This window comes from Solihabitans fulvus (genome assembly GCF_008386585.1).
Taxonomy (GTDB): domain Bacteria; phylum Actinomycetota; class Actinomycetes; order Mycobacteriales; family Pseudonocardiaceae; genus Solihabitans; species Solihabitans fulvus.
The window spans coordinates 16,256-37,313 of sequence record NZ_VUOB01000091.1 but is presented as its reverse complement, the minus strand read 5'-3'; the positions used below and the strand labels follow the sequence as shown (position 1 = coordinate 37,313).

Below are 21,058 nucleotides of genomic sequence, written 5' to 3'. Positions count from 1 at the left end.
CCACCGGAGTTCCTGTTGTTCGGTGCTCTTGGTCGACACCGTTCTAGCAGGGACTCCGTTGCCTGTTTCAGCGGGCTTGACAGCACCGCCCACCTGCAAACTTCACGGCCTTGGGGGTAGCCCCGCACCAGCCTCGTGGTCATCGCGTCGGTGGAACGGCCTGTGTCACAACAGCTTGTCCTGGGTGATGGGCAGGTCCCTGATGCGTCGGCCGGTGGCGTGGTAGATGGCGTTGCTGATCGCGGCGGGCACGCCGGTGATGGGTGCTTCGCCGAAGCCCTTGGCGCCGACGGGGGAGGTCGGGTCGGGTTTGTCGACGAAGAAGGCCTCGATCTTGGGTGCGTCGGCGTTGACTGGGACGAGGTAGCCGGACAGGTTGGGGTTGACGATGCGTGCGGTGTGTCGGTCGATCATGGTGTGTTCGGTGAGTGCGTAGCCGACGCCCCAGATCATTCCGCCGAGGACCTGGCTGCGGGCGGTGCGGTGGTTCATGACGCGGCCGATGTCGTAGGCGGCGACGGCGCGGGTGACTCGGACGCGGCCGAGCCAGGGGTCGACGCGGACCTCGATGAACGACGCGCCGGTGGTGTAGCCGGGAACGTTGAGGAACGATCCGGTGGCCTCGACGGGCTTGCCGTGCCGGCTGACGACGCCTTGATAGGAGTCGCGTCGGGTGCGGTCGTCGGTGAGGAACAGGAAGCCGTGTTCGGTGACGATCCGGTCGGGTGCGGCTCCGTGCAGGGGTGAGTGGGGGTCGGCGACGGCCAACGCGATGACGGCGTCGCGGGCGGCTCTGGCGGCTTTGTCGACGGAGCCGGAGACGCTGCTGACGGTGACCGACGCGGCGGAGAACCCGGCGGCGGGGAAGTTGGTGTCGCCGAGTTCGAATCGGACGGAGTTCATCGGCATACCGAGCGCTTCGGCGGTGACCTGGGTCATGACGGTGTAGGTGCCGGTGCCGATGTCCTGGGTGCCGCAGCGGGCCAGGGCGTGTCCGTCGGTGTCGATCTGCACCCACGCGGAGGAGGCGCGCGCGTGGTAGGAGTGGGCCTCGGTGGCCATGCCCCAGCCGATGAGTTCGTTGCCGTCGCGCATGGAGCGTGGTGTGGGGTTGCGGCGTGACCAGCCGAACGCGTCGCCGGCGAGCTTGAGGCATTCGGGCAGGTTCTGGTTGCCGATCTTCTGGCCGTTCTCGGGGTTGAGGTCGGTGTAGTTCTTGAGCCGCAGCGCGACGGGGTCCATGCCGAGTTCGTAGCTGAGTTCGTCCAGTGCCATCTCCAGGCCGACCAGGGCTGGTCCTTCCGGGGATCGCATGAAGTGCGGGGTGGGCAGGTCCAGGCGGACGCCGAGCTGTTTGGCGTGGATGTTGGGGCAGCCGTACACCATCCAGGAGGACTCGCTGGTGTTGAAGACGCGTTGTTCGGTGCGGGAGAGTTGTTGGTTGCTGATGTTGACGATGGCGGTGAGGGTGCCGTCCTTGGCCGCGCCGACGGTGACCTGTTGGCGGAACTCCGCGCGGTGGCCGGAGGAGGTGTACATCTGGGCTCTGGTGAGCACGAGTTTGACGGGTTTGCGGAGCTGTCGCGCGACGGCGGCGGTGAGCAGGGTGTGTGGCCACACAGGCGCTTTGGAGCCGAAGCCGCCGCCGAGGAACGGCGTGAGGACGCGGATGGTGTTCTGCGGGACGCTCAGGGCCTGCGCGACGATCTGTTGGGTGAGGCTGATGCTCTGTGTCGACTCGTGCAGGGTGAGTTGGTCGCCGTCCCAGACCGCGACGGTCGCGGAGGTTTCGATGGGGTTGTGGTGGTGCACGGGGCTGGAGTAGGTCGCGTCGACCTTTTTGTGGGCGTTGGCCAGTCCGGCGGCGGGGTCGCCGTGCACGAACTCCTGTGGCCCCTCGGGGCCGGGTGGCGGCAGGAACTCCTCGCCGGGCGCGTCGTCGATGGCGACCTTGGCCGGTTCCGCGTGGTAGCGGACGTCGATGAGGGCGGCGGCTTCCTGGGCCTGTTCGAGTGTCTGTGCGACGACGTAGGCGACGGGTTGTCCGTTGTGGTGGATCGTGGCGTCCTGGAGGGGCACGAATCCCTTGGGGTACGGGGAGGGCGGCGTGACCAGGCGGGGCATGGTGAGGTGGGTGAACACGGCGATGACGCCGGGCACGGCCTGGGCGAGGGTGGTGTCGATGGTGGTGATCGTGCCTCTGGCGATGGTGCTGGTGGCGAGGGTTCCGTAGGTGACTCCCGGCACGTGGGTGTCGGCGGCGTAGCGGGCGCCGCCGGTGACCTTGGCGTGGCCGTCGACCCTGGGGACGGCCCGTCCGATCAGCGGGCTCATCGCACACCTCCGAGTTCGTGCAGGACCCTGCTGAGCGCGCGCTGCACCAGGTCGATCTTGAACGCGTTGTGGGCGCGGGGGATCGCGCCGTGGACGGCGGCGCGACCGGCGGCGTCGATGGTCGCGGTGTCGAGGGCTCTGCCGCGCAGGACGGCTTCGGCGTCGGTGGACCGCCATGGTTTGGTGGCGATGCCGCCGAAGGCCAGTCGCACGTCGTTGACGGTTCTGCCGCGCAGGTCCAGCGCGGCGGCGACGGACACGACGGCGAACTCGAAGGTGGCGCGGTCGCGCAGCTTGAGGTACTGGGATTTCGCGGCGGCGGGGGTCAGCGGCAGTTCGAGGCCGACGATGAGTTCGCCGTGGGTCAGCACGTTCTCTCGTTCCGGGGTGTCGCCGGGGGCGAGGTGGAAGTCGCCGAAGGGGATTCGGCGTTCGCCGTGCGGTCCGTTGGTGAGGACGACGGCGTCGACGGCGATGAGTGAGACGGCGAGGTCGGAGGGGTGCGCGGCGATGCAGTGGTCGCTGACGCCGAGCACGGCGTGTCCTCGGTTCTCGCCGTCGATGGCGGGGCAGCCGCTGCCGGGGATGCGTTTGTTGCACGCGGATCCGGTGTCGCGGAAGTAGCCGCATCGGGTGCGCTGCAACAGGTTCCCGCCGATGGAGGCCATGTTGCGGACCTGTGGGGACGCCGAGGCCAGCAGTGCCTGGGAGACGACGGGGAACTTCTCGCGGACGGCGCGGTGCGCGCCGACGTCGGCCATCCGGGCCAGCGCGCCGACGCGCAGGAATCCGTTGCCGTGGCTGATGTCGGTGAGTGCGAGGCCGTTGACGTCGACGATCCGGTCGTGGGTCTGGGCGCCGTCCTTCATGAGGTTGAGCAGGTCCGTGCCGCCGGCGATGAAGGTCGCGCCGGGTCGGTCGCCGACCAGCCGGACCGCGTCGGCGGGGTTGTTGGCGCGTGCGTACTCGAAGTTCTTCACGGTCGCTTCTCTTTCGCCGCGTCCTGGACGGCGGCCACGATGTTGGGGTAGGCCGCGCAGCGGCAGATGTTGCCGCTCATCCACTCTCGGATCTCGTCGGTGGAGCCGGTGTGGCCCTCGTCGATCACGGCGACCGCCGACATGATCTGGCCGGAGGTGCAGCCGCCGCACTGGAACGCGTCGTGGCGGATGAACGCGGCCTGCACGGGGTGCAGGTCGTCGCCCTTGGCGAGGCCCTCGACGGTGGTGATCGCGCAGTCCTGCCGCATCACCGCGAGGGTGAGGCAGGATTTGATCCTGCGGCCGTCGACGAGGACCGTGCACGCGCCGCACTCGCCTCGGTCGCAGCCCTTCTTGGTGCCGGTGAGGTCGAGCCGCTCGCGCAGCGCGTCCAGCAGCGTCACCCTCGGTTCCACGCGCAGTTGGCGCGCCTGCCCGTTGACTGTGAGGACGATGGGCACGGCGGAGGCCTCGGTGTCGGCGGCGAGGGCGGCGTCCTGGGCCTGGGTGGCCGCGCTCGCCTCGGTGACCGAGTGCGCGGCGGCGATGCCCGCGATGGCGGCCGCGCCACCGGCTTTGAGTACCGTCCGCCGTTTGTGTTGCTGCTTGGGCGTTTCGGAATTGTCAGGCATCCGCCCTCCAGGCACTCGGGGGGAAATGGGTCGAGGATTGGGTTCGGACAGACCTTGACTGCGACTTCGGATTGATTGTTTGGTCGACGTCGTTCGTCACTGCTGCCCGTTTCGGCACCGCCTTGCACGCCTATGGGATCGTCTGACCTGCGACGATCCGTTCGTTCGTGTCGCGGCACTACCGTGCACCAGGATGCCGTTCCGGACATATGGGGTACGCATGTGGTGCCTATGTGGTATGTACAACACCGATCGGTGATCCTGCTCGACGGCGGCGGTGATCATTGACGCCATTCGGGTTGGGCGCAGTGCGGACGACGATGTCGGAAGCCCGGGTATTGCACCCGGGCGCCATTGGCGCAATGGGGGGGAAGTGCTGGAGTTTCGAGTCCTCGGGCCGGTGGAGCTGCGCGCCGACGGGGCCGTCGTGCCGCTGCGGGCACCGGGGCGACGGGCGCTGCTGGCGGCGCTGCTGCTCTCGGCCAACCGGGTCGTCACCGTCGACCGGCTCGTCAACGCTCTGTGGGGGCAGCTGCCGCCGCCCTCGGCGGTGGCGAACCTGCGCAGCCACGTCGCCGTGCTGCGCGGCCTCCTCGCTGCGGCGTGCGGCGGCGAGGAGCGGGTGGTGACCAGGCCGGGCGGCTACCTGATGACGGTCCGGCCGGGGGAGCTGGACCTGGGGGTGTTCGAGGACCTGGTCGGCCGGGGCCGGCAGGCGCTGCGCCTTGAGCAGCACGAGGTGGGCGCGCGGCTGCTCGGCGAAGCACTGGACCTGTGGCGCGGCCAGCCGCTGGCCAACGTGACGCTGCACGGCGCGGGAGAGGCCGAGGTCGTCTCGCTGGAGGAGGCCAGGCTCGACGTCGTCGAGGACCGGCTGCGGGCGCTGCTGGCGTGCGGCGACAACGCGGCGGTGATCGGCGCGGCCAGCGGGCTGGTCGTCGAGCATCCGCTGCGGGAACCGTTGTGGGCGCTGCTGATGCTCGCCCTGCACCGCGCCGGACGCCAGGCTGACGCCCTGGCCGCGTACACGGCCGTGCGCACCAGGCTCGCCGAGGAGCTCGGCCTGGACCCCGGCCAGGAACTGCGGCGCCTTCAGCACGAGATCCTCGTCGGCGACGCGACCCGCGACCCGCAGCCGCCGCCGTCGGCCGACGCGGTGGCCCACTGCGACCTGCCCGGCGACACCAGCGACTTCAGCGGCCGGGAGGCCGAGCTGCACCTGCTGCTCAGCTCGGTGCGCGCTGACGGCAAGGACGGGACGGCGGTGGCGATCTCGGCGATCGACGGCATGGCCGGGGTCGGCAAGACGACGCTGGCCGTGCACCTGGCGCACCGGCTGACCCCGCGCTACCCCGACGGGCAGCTGTTCGTCGACCTGCACGCGCACACCCCGGGCAGGCCGCCGCTGGCCCCGGCCGCCGCGCTGGGCAAGCTGCTGCGCGCGGCCGGCGTGCCCGGCGACCAGATCCCCGAGGACGTCGAGGACCGCGCGGTGCTGTGGCGCGCGACCCTGGCCGAGCGGCGCGCGCTGGTGGTGCTGGACAACGCCGTGGACAGCGCCCAGGTGCGGCCGCTGCTGCCGGGCGCGCGCGGTTGCCTGGTGCTGGTCACCAGCCGCCGCCGTCTCGCGGGACTGGCGGGCGCGCTGCTGCTCTCGCTGCCCGCGCTCCCGCACGACGACGCGGTGGCGCTGTTCGAGCACGTCGTGTGCGACGCGAGGCCCGCGGCCGAGGCCGCCGCGGTCGCCGAGGTCCTCGCGTTGTGCGGGCGGCTGCCGCTGGCGATCCGGATCGCCGCGACCAGGCTGCGGCACCGGCCGTCGTGGACGATCGCGCGGTTCGCCGCCCGCCTGCGCGGGCAGCGGCGGCGGCTGCCCGAGCTGCACGGCGAGGACAGCAGCGTGACCGCCGCGTTCGACCTGTCCTACCAGCACCTCGACGCCGACCAGCGGCGGCTGTTCCGGCTGCTCGGCCTGCACCCGGGAGCCGACATCGACCTGCACGCGGCCGCCGCACTGGCCGGGCTGTCGCTGTGCCACGCGGAGGACCTGCTGGAGGACCTGGTCGACGCGCACCTGCTCCAGCAGCCCGCCGCCGGCAGGTATTGCCTGCACGAGCTGCTGCGGATCTACGCGGCGGACCGCTGCGGCGGCGAGGACGCCGACGCGGACCGGCGGGCCGCGCTCACCGGCCTGCTCGACCACTACCTGCGCGTCGCGGAGGTCGCGGCTGCCCTGCTCGCGCCCGGCGGGGGCCGGCCGGTCAGCACCGCGCCCGCCCCCGCCGCGCTCGCGGTCGCCGACCAGGCGCACGCCGCGGCGTGGCTGGCGGCGGAACTGGCCAACGTCCTGGCCGCCGCGAAGCACGCCGCCGAGCACGGCTGGCCGGCCCACGTCCGCGACCTGTCCGCCGCCCTGGCCCGCGAACTGGACGGCCACGGCCGGCACGAGGACGCCGAGGCCCTGCACACTGCGGCCGTCGCCGCCAGCAGGAGGCTCGGCGACGGCGTCGGCGAGGGCCACGCCCTGCACGACCTCGGCGTGGCGCACTGGCGGCTCGGCAGGCACGACGACGCCGGCCGCCACCACCGTCGGGCCCTGCACGCCGGCAGGCGGGCCGGCGAGCGCGCCCTGGAGGCCCGCGCGCTCAACGGCCTCGGGGAGGCGGCCCGCGCGACCGGCCAGCCGGCGCAGGCGCTGCGCGAGCACCGGCGGGCGCTGGCCATCACCCACGAGATCGGCGACCACCTTGAGCGGTCCCGCGCGCACACCGGCCTGGGCCACGCGCACCGCGACCTCGACCAGCACGACGAGGCCAGGGACCACTGGCAGCAGGCGCTGGCCGGCTACGCCGAGCACGGCGCGCCGGAGGCGGCCGACCTTCGCCGCCTGCTCGCGAACCCGGTGCGCACCGGCTCCTGACCGCAACCCCTTCGGGCACAAGGGAAAGATCCGCGCGACCGACCCGAGCCGTGGCGCGCCCTGCCGGACGGGCCCGGCCGTTGACACGGCCGAAGCGAGTTCGTAACCTCGTCGTGAGAACGCTCTCACGACGAGGATCCCGCGCCGCGCGGGCGCGCCATCCGTTCGCGCAGCCCTTCCGCCGATCACCGTGACCACCGGAAGCTGAGCGGAGCAACGACAATGCCAACCCGAAGGCAGGTCCTGAGCTGGACCGCGGCCACCGCGACGCTAGCCGCCCTCGCCCCGCCCGGCCTGGCCGGCGCCGCCACCGCGCTGCCGCTGACCGTGGTCAACACCACCGGCCGGCACCCGAACTCGGCACTGTGGATCCACATCGTCGGCACCGACCCCGCAGGCCGGCAGTGCTACGTGCGCGCCGACGGCACCGCCGTGCCCGTCTCACCCTCGCTCAACGGCCCGGACGGCTACGCCGACCTGTCCATCCCCTTCGCCGGCACCGGCTCGACGAGAATCTCGCTGCCGACCATGTCCGGCCGCGTCTACGTCTCCATCGACACAAAGCTGAAGTTCCGCGTGGTCACCGACGGCAACGGCAGGCCCGCGTTGCAGTACCCGGCCGCGTGGGTCGCCACCGACCCCAGCTACACCGTGCTGCACGACTGCATGGAGTTCACCTTCACGCCGGGCGGGATGTACTGCAACACCACGATGGTCGACATGTTCAGCGTGCCCATGGCGATCACCCTCACCGGGGCGTCCACCCAGACCACCGGCACGCTCAGGCCGGGAGGCCGCGCCGCGATCTTCGCCGCGATCGCCGCCAACCCCGACTTCCGCGGCCTCGTCGTCGGCGACAACCTGCGGGTGCTCGCCCCCGGCCACGGCATCGACAGCAACCGGTTCTCCCGCACCTACTACGACTCCTACGTCAACCAGGTGTGGAACGCCTACGCCGCAAGGAATCTGCGCGTCACGGTCAACTCGACCACCTACACCGGGCGCGTCACCGGCGGCAGGCTCGTCTTCGACCGGGGCGTCACCGCGTTCGCCAAACCCACCACCCGGGACGTGTTCTACTGCGACGGAGCCCTCGCCGCGCCCAACGACGGCCTCAGCGGGCCGGTCGCCGCGCAACTGGGCGCGGCCCTCAACCGGTCCACCCTCGCCGACCACGCCGACCAACCGGCGTCCGACCCCGCCCAGTTCTACCTGCCAGCCGTCACCAACCACTACTCCGCCGCGATCCACCGGAACACCGTGGACGGCAAGGCATACGGGTTCCCGTTCGACGACGTCGGCGGCGCCGCGTCCTACGTCCAGGACACCGAGCCGACCGGGATCACGCTCACCCTCACCCCGTTCTGAGACGCCACGTCTCGAGCCGCCGCGCGGTGTCCAGCGTGACACTCACGAGAAACACGAGGACCACCAACATGGTCACGCCGCCGAACGGAAACCTCGGGCCGCCGCCCACCAGCGCCAACCCCACGGTGGGCACGAGCGCGAGGACCCCAAGGTAGCCGGCCCCGACGGCGACGATGCGATGGTGCACGTAGTCCAGGTAGGCGGCCGTCGGCCTGCCGGGACGGATGCCAGGGATGAACCCGCCGACCCTGGCCAGCTCGTCGGCCACCCGCTCGGGATCGAACGCGACCGAGGCCCTGATGGTGGCGAAGACGCAGACGAGCACCGCGTAGACCACCATCCGCCAGAGCGTCCCCTCGTCGCGCAGCCAGGACGGGGCCCACTCCGACCAGGCCGCGCCGGGCCACAGCCGCGCCGCCAGCACCGGCAGGTACAGCAGCACGGCGGCGAGGACGGCGGGGCCGTTGGACTGGGCGATCCGCAGCGGCACAAAGGTTCGGGCACCGCCGCCGAACCGCCTGCCGATCGTTCTCGCGGCGTACTGCACGGGAACGTGGCGCTGCGCCTGCGCCACGAAGATCGTGGCCGCCATGACGGCCAGCACCACGACGGCAAGCACCACGGCGGTGGCACCGCCCCTGACCCGGCACAGGCGCAGGAACTCCGCCGGCAGCACCGCCGCGACCTGGGTGAGCAACAGGACCCGGACGCCGTCGCCGACACCCCGGTCGGTGATCGCCTCGGCCAGCCGCAGGACCAGCGCCGAGCCGGCCGTCAGGCACGCCACCAGCACGGTGCCGGTGCCGGCGAGGACACCGTGGTCGTCCAGGACGTCCCGGCCCGCGCCCGGCAACGAGCCGCCGGCCACCACCACGCCGACGGCCCCGAGCAGGCCGAGCCCGACCGTGAGACGCCGCCGGTGCCGCGCGAGCGCGCTGGCCCCGGCCGGACCCGCCGCCCGCAACGCGGTCAGTCGCGGGCTCAGGCCGACCAACGCGCGCAGGACGACCGGGGCCGCCAGGCAGGGGAACACGCCGAACGCGAAGACCGACACCCTGCCAAGCCCGCCGCCGGTGAGCAGGTCGAGCAGCCAGTGCAGCTGGTTGTCCGCCACGGGGATCCCCGCCAGCGCCCGCACGTTGACGCCGGGGACCGGCAGGTTCTGCCCCAGCCGGAACACCACGATCACCAGCAGCGTCACCAGGATCCGGTTACGGAGGCTTCCGTGACCCTCCGGCCGCTCGGTGCGGTCGCTAATCGGTCGCACAGGCCCCCGCTGTCATCGCCTCGCTCGCCGCCGAATCGTGTTGATCACGCTAGCCGGGGCGGATGAAATCGCGATGACACGGCGGATGGCCGGTTCGGTTCGACCCCTCGATCGGACCGAGCCGGCCACCCCACCTAGCTGACGGTCACTCGGTCGTCGCGGCCGCCGCGGAGTGGCGCTGCGGGAGGCGCCAGCCGGGGCGGACGAAGTGGCAGGTGTAGCCGTTGGGGTAGTTCTGGAGGTAGTCCTGGTGCTCGGGCTCGGCCTCCCAGAACGGGCCCTCGGCCGTCACCTCGGTGACGACCTTGCCCGGCCACAGGCCCGAGGCGTCCACGTCGGCGATGGTGTCCACGGCGATCTCGCGCTGCCGGTCGTCGGTGTAGAAGATCGCCGACCGGTAGCTCGCCCCGAGGTCGTTGCCCTGCCGGTCGCGCGTGCTCGGGTCGTGGATCTGGAAGAAGAACTCCAGCAGCTCGCGGTAGGACGTCTGCGTCGGGTCGAAGGTGATCTCCAGCGCCTCGGCGTGGGTGCCGTGGTTGCGGTAGGTCGCGTTGGGCACGTCCCCACCGGTGTAGCCGACCCGGGTCGACACGACGCCGGGCTGTTTCCTGACGAGTTCCTGGACGCCCCAGAAGCAGCCGCCGGCCAGGATCGCCTTCTCCAGTTCGCGGGTCATCCCTCATCCGTCCTTCGCTATGGGCGCACGATCGGCGCGTGGCCGTCGATGTGTCCAACGCGGGCCGGGCCGGAATTGGTCCCGGCGCCGCGAGACGGACCGGCGCGACCCGCGTCACAGTCCACCAGAGTGCGGCACACGGTGTCGGCGCGCCGACCCGGGCCGCGGTTGCCCAGCCCTCAGCCCACGGCCACTGGCTCGCCGACGGCCTCGGCCGGCCGGGGCCGGTCGCGCCGCTCCAGCGCCGAGGACAGCACGGCGACCCCGAGCGCGGACACGGCAAGCGCCGCGCCGACCCAGTTCGTCGAGGTGTAGCCGAGGCCGCCCGCGATGACCAGCCCGCCGAGCCACGCGGCCAGCGCGTTGCCGAGGTTGAACGCGCCGATGTTGCCGGCCGAGGCGAGCGTCGGCGCGGCGGCGGCCTGGTCCAGGACGCGCTTCTGGAGCGGCGGCACGGACGCGAAGCCGAACGCCCCGATCAGCGCGATGGTGATCGCGGCGCCGATCTTGCTGTGCGCGGTGACGGTGAACAGGGCGAGCACGACGGCGAGGCCGATCAGCGAGCCGAACAGCAGCGGCATCAGCGCGCGGTCCGCGAGGCGCCCGCCGACCAGGTTGCCGACGACCATGCCGAGCCCGAGCAGCACGAGCAGCCACATGACCGAGGAGTCCGCGAAGCCGGTGACCTCGGTCAGCATCGGCGCGATGTAGGTGATCGCGGCGAACACCCCGCCGAAGCCGAGCACCGTCATGGCCATGGCGAGCAGCACCTGCACGTTGCGGAACGCGGCCAGCTCGTGCCGCAGCCGCACGCCCTCGGCCTTGGGCTGGTCCGGCACGAGCGCGGCGATGCCGGCGAGGCCGAGGACGCCGAGGCCGGCGACGAGCAGGAACGTGACTCGCCAGCCGAGGTGTTGGCCGATCAGGGTGCCCAGCGGCACGCCGACCACGTTGGCGACGGTCAGGCCGGTGAACATCATCGCGATCGCGCCTGCCTTCTTCTGCGGGGCGACGAGGCCGGCGGCGACGACCGCGCCGATGCCGAAGAACGCGCCGTGCGCGAGGGAGGCGAGGATCCGGCCGGCGAGCATGACGCCGAAGCCGGGGGCGAGCGCGGACAGCGCGTTGCCCGCGACGAACAGCACCATGAGCAGCAGCAGCATCCGCTTGCGGGAGATCAGGGTGCCCAGCGCGGTCATCAGCGGGGCGCCGATCATGACGCCGAGCGCGTAGCCGGTGACCAGGAGGCCCGCGGTGGGGATCGAGACGCCGTACTCGGCGGCGACCTGGGGGAGCAGCCCCATGATGACGAACTCGGTGGTGCCGATCCCGAACGCGCCGATGGCCAGGGCCAGGAGTGCCAGGGGCATGAGGTTCACTCTCCATGTCAGTTGCGTGCGCCCGTTGCAAGCGTCGACAATAGTTGCAGACGCGGACTAATTGCAAACGCGGGTTATTGCACAACTGGGCTATGCTGGTGTCATGCCCGTCACGGACGCCCCGCTCACCGGCCTCGCGCAGGGCTGGTGCGCCCTGTCCCTGCTGCACGGCAGGATCGACGCGCACCTCGAGCGTGCGCTCCAGGCCGGACACGAGCTGAGCGTCCGGGAGTACTCGCTGCTGGACGTCCTCAGTCGGCAGCACGACGGGCCCGGCGGGCACCTGCGGATGGCGCAGGTCGCCGAGTCCGTCGTGCTCAGCCAGAGCGCGACCACGCGCCTGGTCACCCGACTGGAGGACCGCGGCCTGCTGGTCCGCTACCTGTGCCAGGACGACCGGCGCGGCATCTACACCGACGTCAGCGACGCGGGCCTCGCGCTGCTCGCCAAGGCTCGGCCCACCAACGACCGCGCGCTGCGCGAGGCGCTGGCCGAGGCCGCGAAAAACCCGGAGCTCGCGCCGCTGGTCAGCGCCCTGGAGTCGCTGCCAGCGCAGGCCCGCTGAGCCAATCCCGAGGCACGCCGACCTCGACCACAGCGCATGCAATAAAGCCAATTGCTTCAGTGCAGATCGAACTCAACCGTTCGTCGTACAACCGCCAACCACTCCAGGACGAGAAGACCCCAGGCCGACCGCACGATGTCGTGAACCGGCCCCCGCACGGCTGCCGGTCTGGCACCGTGGCTGGTTGTGGCGATCACGGAACGCGGGGAGCTGTTGGCGCGCCTCGGGCGGCTGCGGCGCGCCCAACTCGGCGACGTCCGCGCACCGCACAAGCCGCTGTTACTGCTGTGGCTGTTCGGCCGCTTCGCCGCCACGGGCAGCAGCGCGACCAGCTACGCCGAACTGGAGGAGCCGGTCAGCCGGCTGATCAACGACTTCGGCCCGCCGGTCCGCAGCCGGGCGAGGGAGCAACAGCGCGCCGCGATGCCGTTCGTGCACCTCGAACGCGACCTCTGGCTGGTGCGCGACGCCGCCGGGGTCGAGCTGGGCGCGAACACACCGGAACGCCGCAGCTGGCTCACCGATCGCGGCGCCGTCGGACAGCTGCGACCCGAGGTCGAACAGCTGTTGGCCGCGCCGGGGACCCTCGCCGCCGCCGCGCGGTTGTTGCTGGACCAGCACTTCACGCCGACGCTGGCCGAACTGGTGTGCGCCGAGGTCGGACTGGACGTCGCGGCCATGGAGGTCGCCGCAGGGGCGGGGCGGCCGGCGCGTCCCCGGCGGGGCGGGTTCGCCGAGGAGGTGCTGCGGGCCTACGCCTACAGCTGCGCGATGTGCGGGTTCGACGGCGCGCTCGGCCGCAATCCCGTCGGCATCGAGGCCGCGCATGTCCGCTGGCACAGCCAGGACGGGCCCGACGAGCTGGAGAACGCGGTGGCGCTGTGCGCACTGCACCACGCCCTGCTCGATCTCGGCGTGCTGGGCCTCACCGAGGATCGGCGGGTGCGGGTGTCGGACCTGTACGTGGCCCGCAGCGACGCAGGGCGGGCCGTGGACGCGCTCGCCGACCGGCCGCTGCGCGTGCCCCGGCCCGAGCACCGCGTCGTGGCCGAGGGTTTCATCGCCTGGCACGGCCGGCAGGTGTTCCGGGCTGCGGCCTGACGCGGGCGTCCCGGGCGTGGGCCGGGCCGCCCGCGTCGGTCGTGGGTCGGCGATCCAGGTGCTCGGCCAGCCAGGGGCGCAGAACGGGGAGCACGTTGTCCGGCTGCATGGCCTGGGTGTGGTCGAGCCCGTCGAGCAGTCGGACGTCCCAGCCGGCCGCCGTCAGCTCGGCGCGACGGCTCGCGATCGTGCCGGCCATGTCCACGGTGACGCCGCCCCAGCGCTCGCCGTAGGCGATGGTGTCCGCCGAGCCCGCGAAACACAGCCTGGGGCAGTGGATCCGCGCCTGCGCGGCCTCGTCGTCGAAGTCCTGGAGCGCCTCGTAGAGGGTGACGAACTGGCGGGTCTGCGGCTCGGTGAGCGTGATCTGCACGGTCGACCAGTCGTACTCGTCGGCCGGCCCGGAGGCCTGCTGCGCGGCCTGCTGCGGGGCCTGGTGCGGGACGCTCGGCGCGGACTTGGTCATGTCGTGAGTCGCGGCGGTGACGCGGAGCATGGGCGCGTACGGGCCGCCGATGGGCGGGAAGCCGCCCATGACCAGGGCGGACAGGCGGTCGGTTCGGATCGCGAGTTGTAGCCCGTTCACGGCCAGCCACGAGTAGCCGTAGTAGGCGAACCGGTCGGCGCCGGCCGCGTCGGCCACGGCCAGCAGGTCGGCGGCCACGGCGGCCGGGGTCAGCGTGTCGGGTCTGGGGGTCGTCATGAGGTGGCCCTCGTAGTCGAAGGCGACGACCCGGAACGCATCGGCGAGTCCGTCGACAAGGGATCGGCCCAACGCCGGGTCGGTTCCCCATTTCCGCAGTTCTTCGGCGCGTTGTCCGGTGGCGGGGTGTGGGTTGACGGGGAGCAGCACGGTGGGGCCGGTGCCGTTGATCTCCAGTTCGAGGTGGCTTCCGTCGTGCAGTGTCGCCTTGGTCATCGGTCTCCTCCATACCGGTGTCGCCGGGACTCCGGTTGAATCCTTAGGCCGTAAGGGGATGCCCGAACGACGATACCTTATGACGTAAGGAGTTACTGCGTCGACCGGCTCGGAACTCCACGTATACGCCGTAGACTCGCGACGTGTACGGTGTAGACATGAGTTCGTCGACAGCCGGTCGAATCGCTGAGGCGGCGCGCGGCATCCTGGTCGCCGAGGGCACCGACGCGGTGAGCATGCGGCGGGTGGCCGCCGAGGTCGGCATCACGCCGATGGCGATCTACCGGCACTACCCGAACCGGGAGGCGCTCCTGGAGGCCATCGCCTCGACCGCCTTCGCCGAGCTGGCCGAGCGGTGGGCCGGGACGTTGCAGGGGCCTGGTTCGCGGCTCGGGCGAGCCCTGGACGCCTATCTGGACTTCGCGTTGGAACAGCCCCGGCTGTACACGTTCCTGTTCACCGAGCCGAGGGCGGACGCGCGGCGCTATCCCGAGGACATGCGGGCGGGCGCGTCGCCGACGATGACCATCGTCGCGGACGCGCTGCGCGACGGTGTGCGGGCGGGTGTGTTCCGGGAGCACGACGTCTGGGAGGTCGCGCTGATGACGACGACCCTGCTGCACGGCCTCGTGCAGCTCTATCACGCGGGCCGGATCAGCCTGGCGGAACAGGACTTCCGTGCGCTGTGCCGAGCCGGACTGGGGAGGGTGCTCGATGGCATCAGGACGTGAGGGGGTCGGCGTGCCGGCCCGGCCGGGCGGGGTCGTGGTGCTCGCGGCGGCGGCCGCGCTGGCTTCGGCGGTGTTGTTCTACTTCGGCACAGGTCTGCACCCGGTGGGGTGGCTGACGTGGTTGGCGGCGCTGCCGGTGCTGCTGGCCGCGCCGAGGCTGTCCGCGCGGTGGGCAGCCGGGACGGCGTTTCTCGGCTATCTGCTCGGCGGCCTGACCATGGCGCGCTACTACGTCGCCGTGCTGGGCCTGCCGGTGCCGTTGTGGTTGGGGTTCTTCGTGGTGACGCCGGCGATCTTCTGCCTGGCGGTGTTGTTGTTCCGGGCGCTGGTCCTGCGGGGGCGTCCGGTGCTGGCCGTGGTGGCGGTCGCCGCCGCGTGGGCCGGCGCGGAGTACCTGATGTCCGTGGCCACGCCGAGTGGCGCGAACTGGAGTCTGGCGACCACGCAGGCCGATGTGCCGTTGCTGGTGCAGGTGGGGTCGGCCACCGGTGTGTGGGGGATCAGCTTCCTGGTGGTGGCGGTGCCGGCCGCGGTCGCCGCGGTGTTGGCTCCCTCGGCCGGTGCGGCGGCGCGGTGGCGGGTCGCCGGCGTCGTCGCGGTGGTCCTGGGCCTGGCGTTGGGTTACGGCGCCGTCCGGTTGTCGGGGTCGAGTGCGGTGTCGCTGCGGGTGACGTTGGTGGCGGCGCACAAGTCGGAGCGGGATCCGCTCGACATCGGCACCGCCGAGGGGCGTCGGCTGCTCGACGCCGATCTGGCCTGGCTGGAGTCCATGCCGGATGACGGGACGCGGTTGGTGGTGTTCCCGGAGAAGGACCTCGCGGCCGACGACGGCACGCTGCCAGGGATGGAGGCGTCCTTCAGCCGGTTGGCCAAGGCGCGCGGCGTGGTCGTGGTGGTGGGGCTGAGGATGCGCACCGACGGCGTCGACTACAACACCTCGTTGGCCTTCCCAGCCGATGGCGGGTCGCCGGTGCGGTACCGCAAGCAGCACCTGATGGCCGGTGGCGAGGGCGGGATCGTCCCCGGTGCGGGGTCGGCGTTCGCGCCGGGGTTGTCGGGCCGGGTGGGCCTGGCGATCTGCGCCGATATGGGGCATCCGTCGCTGGGGCGCGAGTACGGGCGGTTGGGCGCCGGTCTGCTGGCGGTGCCGGCGTGGGACTTCGACGTGGACGCGTGGTCGCAGAGCCGGGTGCAGTCGATGCGGGGCGTGGAGAACGGGTTCGCGGTGGTGCGCGCCGCGCGGCAGGGGTATCTGACGGTGACGGACCCGAACGGCCGGGTGCTCGGGCAGACGCTGGCGGACACGTCGTCGCCGGTGAACACGCTCACCGTGACGGTGCCGGTCGGGGACGGCGCCGGCACGCTCTACTCGCGGTGGGGCGAGTGGTTCGCGTGGCTGTGCCTCGCGGTCACGGCCCTTGCGGTCGTCCTCGCCAGCAGGCGTGCCGCGCGGAAGCCGGAATCCACCCCCGCGAGTCATGGGATGTATCGCCGGTCCACGTCAACTGTGTGACCCAACGGTGTGACCCGGGAGGCCCTTTACAGTCGGGAGACGTCGGACCTATTGTCGCCAGCACCGCCGCGTGAACCGGAGCCCTCGCATCGGTCGTGGAGAGGTTGGCAGCATGAGGAAATCCGCGCTGAGGGGCGTTCTCGCCGCGCTCGCAGCCGTGTCCGTGTTCGCGTCCGTCACCGCCGAGGGCGGTGCCGCTTCGGCGGAACCGACCCCGCCCGGCGCCGCCGTCCCCGTGGCCATCTCGGTGAGCGCGGCGAGCAGCGGCCACGTCGGCGCCGGGTTCGCGGGCTTCAGCTACGAGAAGGACCGCGTCGGCGCCGGCATGTTCGACGCGGGCGACACGAACCTGGTGCACCTGTTCCGGTTGCTCGGCCCCAGCGTGCTGCGCATCGGTGGCAACCTCGTCGACATCGTCAACTGGAACGGCGCGGGCACCGGCGGGTCCTCGGGCGAGATCGCCCCGGCGGACGTGACGAAGCTGGCCGCGTTCGTCCGCGCCACGGGCTGGAAGGTGCTCTACGGCATCAACCTCAAGACGAACACCCCGGCCAACGCCGCCGCCGAGGCGCGGTTCGCGGCGGCGGCGCTCGGCGGCAGCCTGCTGGGGTTCGAGGTCGGCAACGAGCCGAACTTCTACCGCACCGAGAGCGCCTACGAGACCTCCTACAACTCCTACGTCGCCGCGATCAGGGCGCAGGTGCCCGGAGCGGTGTTCGACGGCCCCGGCCAGGGCGACTCGACGAGCTGGGTGAGCGCGTTCGGCGCGCACGAGAAGAACAACGCTCTGACGGACCTGTCGACACATCTCTACATCGGCAAGAACACCACCGCGACGATCGACGGGATGCTCGCGTCGAACACGTCGGGGCGGCTGCCCGACGCGGAGGCCGCGATGGGCAAGGCCCAGTCCGCCGACGGGATCGCGCAGTGGCGGATGACCGAGGCGAACTCCTACTACCACGGCGGCGCGGCCGGCGTGAGCGACGTGGAGGCCGCGTCGCTGTGGTCGCTGGAGTTCCTGGCCGGCGTCGCGGCGCACCGCGGGTCCGGCGTGAACTTCCACGGCGGCACGTCGACGCAGTTCCCGCTGGCCTACTCGCCGATCGCGTTCTCGGGCCTGATGCCGACCGGCGTGCAGGGCGTCTACTACGGCGAGCTGCTGTGGTCGCTGGCCGGTGCGGGTGCCCTGCACGCCGCGTCGGTCAGCGGCGGTTCGGGTGTCACGGCGTGGGCGGTGGGCGCCAACGTGTTCGTGACCAACAAGGGCGCCGAGCCGATCACCGCGACGGTCACGCTGCCCGCGTCGGCGGCCGCGGCGAGCGAGTACGTCCTGACCGCGCCGTCGCTGACCTCCACCGCCATCACGATCGCCGGTTCCGGGGTCGGCGCGAGCGGCGCGTTCACGCCGACGCCGCGACCGGTGGCCGTGTCGGGCACGAAGGTCGTGGTGTCCGTGCTGGCGACCAGCGCGGCGCTGGTGGTCACGCGGTAGCGGGCGCCGGGTTCAGTGGGCGATTCAGTGGTCGACGGTGATGCGGCGGCCGCTGGACGCTCACCTGACCTCTTCCGGGGTCACCGCGCGGAGTTCCCTGACGGGGCGTACGAGAAGCGGCACCAGGGCCACGACAACGAATGCCACGCCGCCGATCAGGGCGACGGGTTCGGCGCCCCACGTGTTCGCGGCGGGTCCGATTAGCAATAGCCCAAGGGGGATTGAGCCGAAGGACAGCAGATCGTCATAGGAGGACACCCTGGACAGCATGTCGCGGGGAACGTTCTGCTGGAGCGTGGTGTCCCAGGTGATGCCCGCGACGGTGAATCCCATCGCGCCGACGAAGGTGCACACCAGCAGCACCGGCAGACTGGCGCCGGTGCCGAGGGCAATGAGTGGGGTGGCGCCGACGGCTGCGGCCACAGCTCCCGCGCGCAGCGGTCGCCGTAGCACGAGTCGATACATGAGCAGGCTCATCGCCAGCAGGCCGACGGCGCGGACGCTGAGCACGATGCCCCACGCGGCGTCGCCGCTGTGCTGCTTGGTGAGCGTCGGGCCGAGCACCTGCCATGGCCCGACGTTCACCAGGTTGATCAGGAAGTAGGAACTCGCCATGGTCCATATCCATGGCGTCGATCGGAATTCGCGCCAGCCCTCCCGGATGTCGGGCAGGAGGCTGCCCCGGGCGCCGGTGACCGGTGTGGCGGAGGGAAGTCGGGCGAGGAACGCGGCGGCGATGAGGAAGCTCAGGGCGTCTGCGGCGACGGCCCAGGCGCCGTTGGAGGCGGCGGCGATTGCTCCGGCGAGGACCGGGCCGGCGATGCGGGTGACGTTTCGGCTCAACGAGAGTGCCGAGTTGGCTCGTTGCAGACCGGTCGGCGGGACAAGGTCGGGCACGATGCCGCGCAGGGCGGGCGAGGCAAACGCCTCCAGCGCGCCGTTGAGGAGCGCGAGACACGAGACAAGGAACAGGTTGAAGGTGCCGGTGAGCAGGAGGAGCGCGACACCTGCCTGTGTCACGCCCGATCCGAGGTTGGCGACGACGAGCAGCGTGCGGCGGGAGAACCGGTCCGCGATGGCCCCGCCGACGAGGAGGAGAACGAGCTGGGGCCCGATGTTGGCGGCAAGCACGATCCCGAGGTCGCCGGCCTTGCCCGAGGCGTCGAGAATCCCGAGCGCCAGGGCGACCGACGACATCGAGGTGCCGAGCAGGGAGACGAAGCGAGCGGCGAGGAATCCTCGGAAGGGCGGCCGTAGGACGGGTGAGACGGTACCTGTCACGCTTGGAGGATCGCAGCGTGGATTGAGGCTGCCCATCCTTTCGGTAAAAGGCGCAAGCACTGGGAGGGCGTCCCGGGCGTGTGCCGTTCGCGGGTGGTTGGAGGCCGCGGAAGTTGTCCGGCGGCACGCGCGGTGTCGGCTTCAGTAGGTTCTGCGGATGCGGCAATTCGCGGACATCGAAGACCTGTCGGGGCTTGTGCGTGACGCGCTGGGAGCGGGATGCCGCGTAGTCACGGTGGACCGGTTGCGCGGTGGGAGCAAGAAGGGGGTGTACCGGGTCCGCCTTGATGGAACCCGCACGGCCAGCGTGATCGTCTACAGCTGGGCCGAAGCTGAGAACTTCTGGCCAGGCGCGCGAGAGGCCGACCCGGCTGACCCGTTCGCGCCCGCCTCCGGGCTGGTCCCGTTCCTGACCGCGCAGCGCAGCTTGGACAGCCTCGGGGTACGGGTTCCGCGGATACACCTGGCGGATGACAGCCGGCGCCGCTATCCGGCGGACGTCGCCGTGGTCGAGGACGTCTCCGGCGGCACGCTCGAAGCACTCTTCGAAACCGATCCCACGCGCGCCGCGAAAGCCCTTGGCGGCCTTGCCGAGACGCTTGAGGTGATGCACCGACACCAGGGCCAGCACTACGGCAGGGTAGATCTGCTGGAGCGGGGCGGATCCGCGTCCGAGGTCTCGTGCGGGCGACGAGTTCTCGACCGCGCCCTGCGGGACCTTGAGGAGGCGGCGGGGCACGACGGGCGCATCGCGGCAGCCGGCACCGCATTGCGCGACCGTCTACAGGAGTGGCCGATCGGGTGAGCCCTCGCACGAAGGACGGACTGATCCACGGAGAACTCGGACCCGACCACGTCCTGGTCGATGCCGACGGGCACCCCGTCCTGATCGACATCGAGGACTTGATGCGCCCGCCTCGCCACCGCCCTATGGGTCGTGGCGATCGAGGCGGAAAGCCCTGCGTGGCAAGGGTAGGCCGCGATCCTTGGTGATCAACTCATTCGCATGTAACGGACTTTTCTGGACAACTCGCCGCAGTGGCGTTGTGCCCGGATAAACTGGGCCGCACGAACGGCTTTCGACGGCGCATGTACTGGGCGGACAGGCAGGTGAAGCGTGTCGGTGTTCGAGCTGCTGGCGGGGAAGACAAGCCTGCGCATCAGCGACCCGAGGCAGACCACCGTCGAAGTGCACGCCCACCTGCGCGACTTGATCATCACCGGCGTGATCCCCGAGGGCACCGTGCTCAAGCAGGCCGAGCTGGCGCGCCTGTTCGCGGTGAGCAGAACGCCGATGCGCGAGGCGTTTCGCATGCTCCAGGAGGAGGGGCTGCTCTCCGCCGAGCCCAACCAGCGTAGCCAGGTGATCGGCCTGGTGCCCGAGGAGATCGAGCTGCTCTACGCCGCGCGCATCGCGTTGGAGGGGCTGGGTGTGCGGTTGACCGCCGGCCGGCTCGGGCCGGTGGAGTGTCGTGACGCCGCCTCGGCGCTGCGGGAGATGGAGCGCACCTACCGGTCGAACGACCTGGCCGGCTGGGCGGTGGCGCATCGCCGCTTTCACCGGCGGATGGTCGGTGGGTGTGGCGCGACCGTGGCCCGCACCATCAGCTCGTACGCGGAGCAGAGCGAGCGCTACGTCCGCCTGCTGCACGCCAGGTTTCACGCTGACTTCGAGGTCCGGCACCGCGAGCACGTCGTGATCCTGCAGGCGGTGCGTGAGGGTGATGCGCGGACGGCGGTGAAGATCGTCGCCGAGCACCTGGCCGGCACGGCCCGTCGGGTGCTGTGCGAGATCGCGCCGGGGCGCGAGACCCTAGCGGTGGAAGCGGCCGTGCGGATGGTGACCGGTGAGAGCCCGAAGCGGGGCTGCCTCGGCGAAGCGTCGTGATCGAAGAAT

General features: G+C 71.5%; 17 protein-coding genes. 9 read left to right on the top strand and 8 right to left on the bottom strand.

Going from position 1 to position 21,058, the window contains the following annotated elements:
- Positions 1–165: 165 nt before the first annotated feature.
- Genes F0L68_RS38765 through F0L68_RS38755 form a run of 3 tightly spaced genes read right to left on the bottom strand, consistent with a single transcriptional unit; the run spans position 166 to position 3,775 of the window.
- Positions 166–2,334 carry a xanthine dehydrogenase family protein molybdopterin-binding subunit gene (locus F0L68_RS38765; RefSeq protein WP_149854910.1) on the bottom strand — a complete coding sequence of 723 codons (2,169 nt, stop codon included), beginning with the start codon at positions 2,332–2,334 and terminating at the stop codon, positions 166–168.
- On the bottom strand, positions 2,331–3,314 hold the full coding sequence (locus F0L68_RS38760) for an FAD binding domain-containing protein (RefSeq protein WP_149854909.1): 984 nt from the start codon (positions 3,312–3,314) through the stop codon (positions 2,331–2,333). Before F0L68_RS38760 ends, F0L68_RS38765 begins: the two co-directional genes overlap by 4 nt.
- Positions 3,311–3,775: a (2Fe-2S)-binding protein gene (locus tag F0L68_RS38755; protein WP_223199530.1), complete on the bottom strand. Its 465-nt coding sequence runs from the start codon at positions 3,773–3,775 to the stop codon at positions 3,311–3,313. The genes F0L68_RS38760 and F0L68_RS38755 overlap by 4 nt, the downstream gene beginning before the upstream one ends.
- Before the next feature lie 544 nt (positions 3,776–4,319).
- On the opposite strand from F0L68_RS38755, the gene F0L68_RS38750 reads away from it, so the two are divergent.
- Complete coding sequence (locus F0L68_RS38750; RefSeq protein ID WP_188317068.1) at positions 4,320–6,866, top strand: AfsR/SARP family transcriptional regulator; 2,547 nt, start codon at positions 4,320–4,322, stop codon at positions 6,864–6,866.
- Positions 6,867–7,088: 222 nt separating this feature from the next.
- Positions 7,089–8,234, top strand: a complete 1,146-nt coding sequence (locus F0L68_RS38745) for a beta-1,3-glucanase family protein (RefSeq protein ID WP_149854906.1) — start codon at positions 7,089–7,091, stop codon at positions 8,232–8,234.
- Here the strand turns inward: F0L68_RS38745 and F0L68_RS38740 are convergent.
- The 3 genes from F0L68_RS38740 to F0L68_RS38730 form a co-directional block, all read right to left on the bottom strand.
- On the bottom strand, positions 8,221–9,435 hold the full coding sequence (locus F0L68_RS38740; protein ID WP_223199529.1) for a preprotein translocase subunit SecY: 1,215 nt from the start codon (positions 9,433–9,435) through the stop codon (positions 8,221–8,223). The two genes, F0L68_RS38745 and F0L68_RS38740, sit on opposite strands and share 14 nt — an antisense overlap.
- 211 nt (positions 9,436–9,646) lie before the next feature.
- Complete coding sequence (gene msrA / locus F0L68_RS38735) at positions 9,647–10,177, bottom strand: peptide-methionine (S)-S-oxide reductase MsrA (protein WP_149854905.1); 531 nt, start codon at positions 10,175–10,177, stop codon at positions 9,647–9,649.
- 179 nt (positions 10,178–10,356) lie between these two features.
- Complete coding sequence (locus tag F0L68_RS38730; protein WP_149854904.1) at positions 10,357–11,547, bottom strand: MFS transporter; 1,191 nt, start codon at positions 11,545–11,547, stop codon at positions 10,357–10,359.
- A 112-nt stretch (positions 11,548–11,659) separates the two neighbouring features.
- Here F0L68_RS38730 and F0L68_RS38725 point away from each other — a divergent pair, with 112 nt between their 5' ends.
- On the top strand, positions 11,660–12,121 hold the full coding sequence (locus F0L68_RS38725; RefSeq protein WP_149854903.1) for a MarR family winged helix-turn-helix transcriptional regulator: 462 nt from the start codon (positions 11,660–11,662) through the stop codon (positions 12,119–12,121).
- 186 nt (positions 12,122–12,307) lie between these two features.
- Positions 12,308–13,222 carry a phosphorothioated DNA-binding restriction endonuclease gene (locus F0L68_RS38720; protein WP_223199528.1) on the top strand — a complete coding sequence of 305 codons (915 nt, stop codon included), beginning with the start codon at positions 12,308–12,310 and terminating at the stop codon, positions 13,220–13,222.
- On the opposite strand, the gene F0L68_RS38715 is transcribed toward F0L68_RS38720, so the two are convergent.
- On the bottom strand, positions 13,179–14,141 hold the full coding sequence (locus tag F0L68_RS38715; protein ID WP_149854902.1) for an alpha/beta fold hydrolase: 963 nt from the start codon (positions 14,139–14,141) through the stop codon (positions 13,179–13,181). The genes F0L68_RS38720 and F0L68_RS38715 overlap by 44 nt on opposite strands.
- Before the next feature lie 158 nt (positions 14,142–14,299).
- On the opposite strand from F0L68_RS38715, the gene F0L68_RS38710 reads away from it, so the two are divergent.
- From F0L68_RS38710 to F0L68_RS38700, 3 genes are all read left to right on the top strand, one after another.
- Complete coding sequence (locus F0L68_RS38710; protein WP_149854901.1) at positions 14,300–14,872, top strand: TetR/AcrR family transcriptional regulator; 573 nt, start codon at positions 14,300–14,302, stop codon at positions 14,870–14,872.
- A complete protein-coding gene (locus F0L68_RS38705) occupies positions 14,856–16,385 on the top strand; it encodes a nitrilase-related carbon-nitrogen hydrolase (RefSeq protein WP_149854900.1) in 1,530 nt (509 codons plus the stop codon). Before F0L68_RS38710 ends, F0L68_RS38705 begins: the two co-directional genes overlap by 17 nt.
- Before the next feature lie 112 nt (positions 16,386–16,497).
- The gene (locus F0L68_RS38700) at positions 16,498–17,880 is read left to right on the top strand and encodes a hypothetical protein (RefSeq protein ID WP_149854899.1); all 1,383 of its coding nucleotides are present in this window, start codon (positions 16,498–16,500) and stop codon (positions 17,878–17,880) included.
- 60 nt (positions 17,881–17,940) lie between these two features.
- Here the strand turns inward: F0L68_RS38700 and F0L68_RS38695 are convergent, their stop codons facing one another.
- Complete coding sequence (locus tag F0L68_RS38695) at positions 17,941–19,161, bottom strand: MFS transporter (RefSeq protein ID WP_223199527.1); 1,221 nt, start codon at positions 19,159–19,161, stop codon at positions 17,941–17,943.
- Between the two features lie 157 nt (positions 19,162–19,318).
- On the opposite strand from F0L68_RS38695, the gene F0L68_RS38690 reads away from it, so the two are divergent.
- Positions 19,319–19,966: a phosphotransferase gene (locus F0L68_RS38690; protein ID WP_223199526.1), complete on the top strand. Its 648-nt coding sequence runs from the start codon at positions 19,319–19,321 to the stop codon at positions 19,964–19,966.
- A gap of 312 nt (positions 19,967–20,278) precedes the next feature.
- A complete protein-coding gene (locus tag F0L68_RS38685) occupies positions 20,279–21,049 on the top strand; it encodes a GntR family transcriptional regulator (protein WP_149854897.1) in 771 nt (256 codons plus the stop codon).
- Positions 21,050–21,058: the final 9 nt, after the last annotated feature.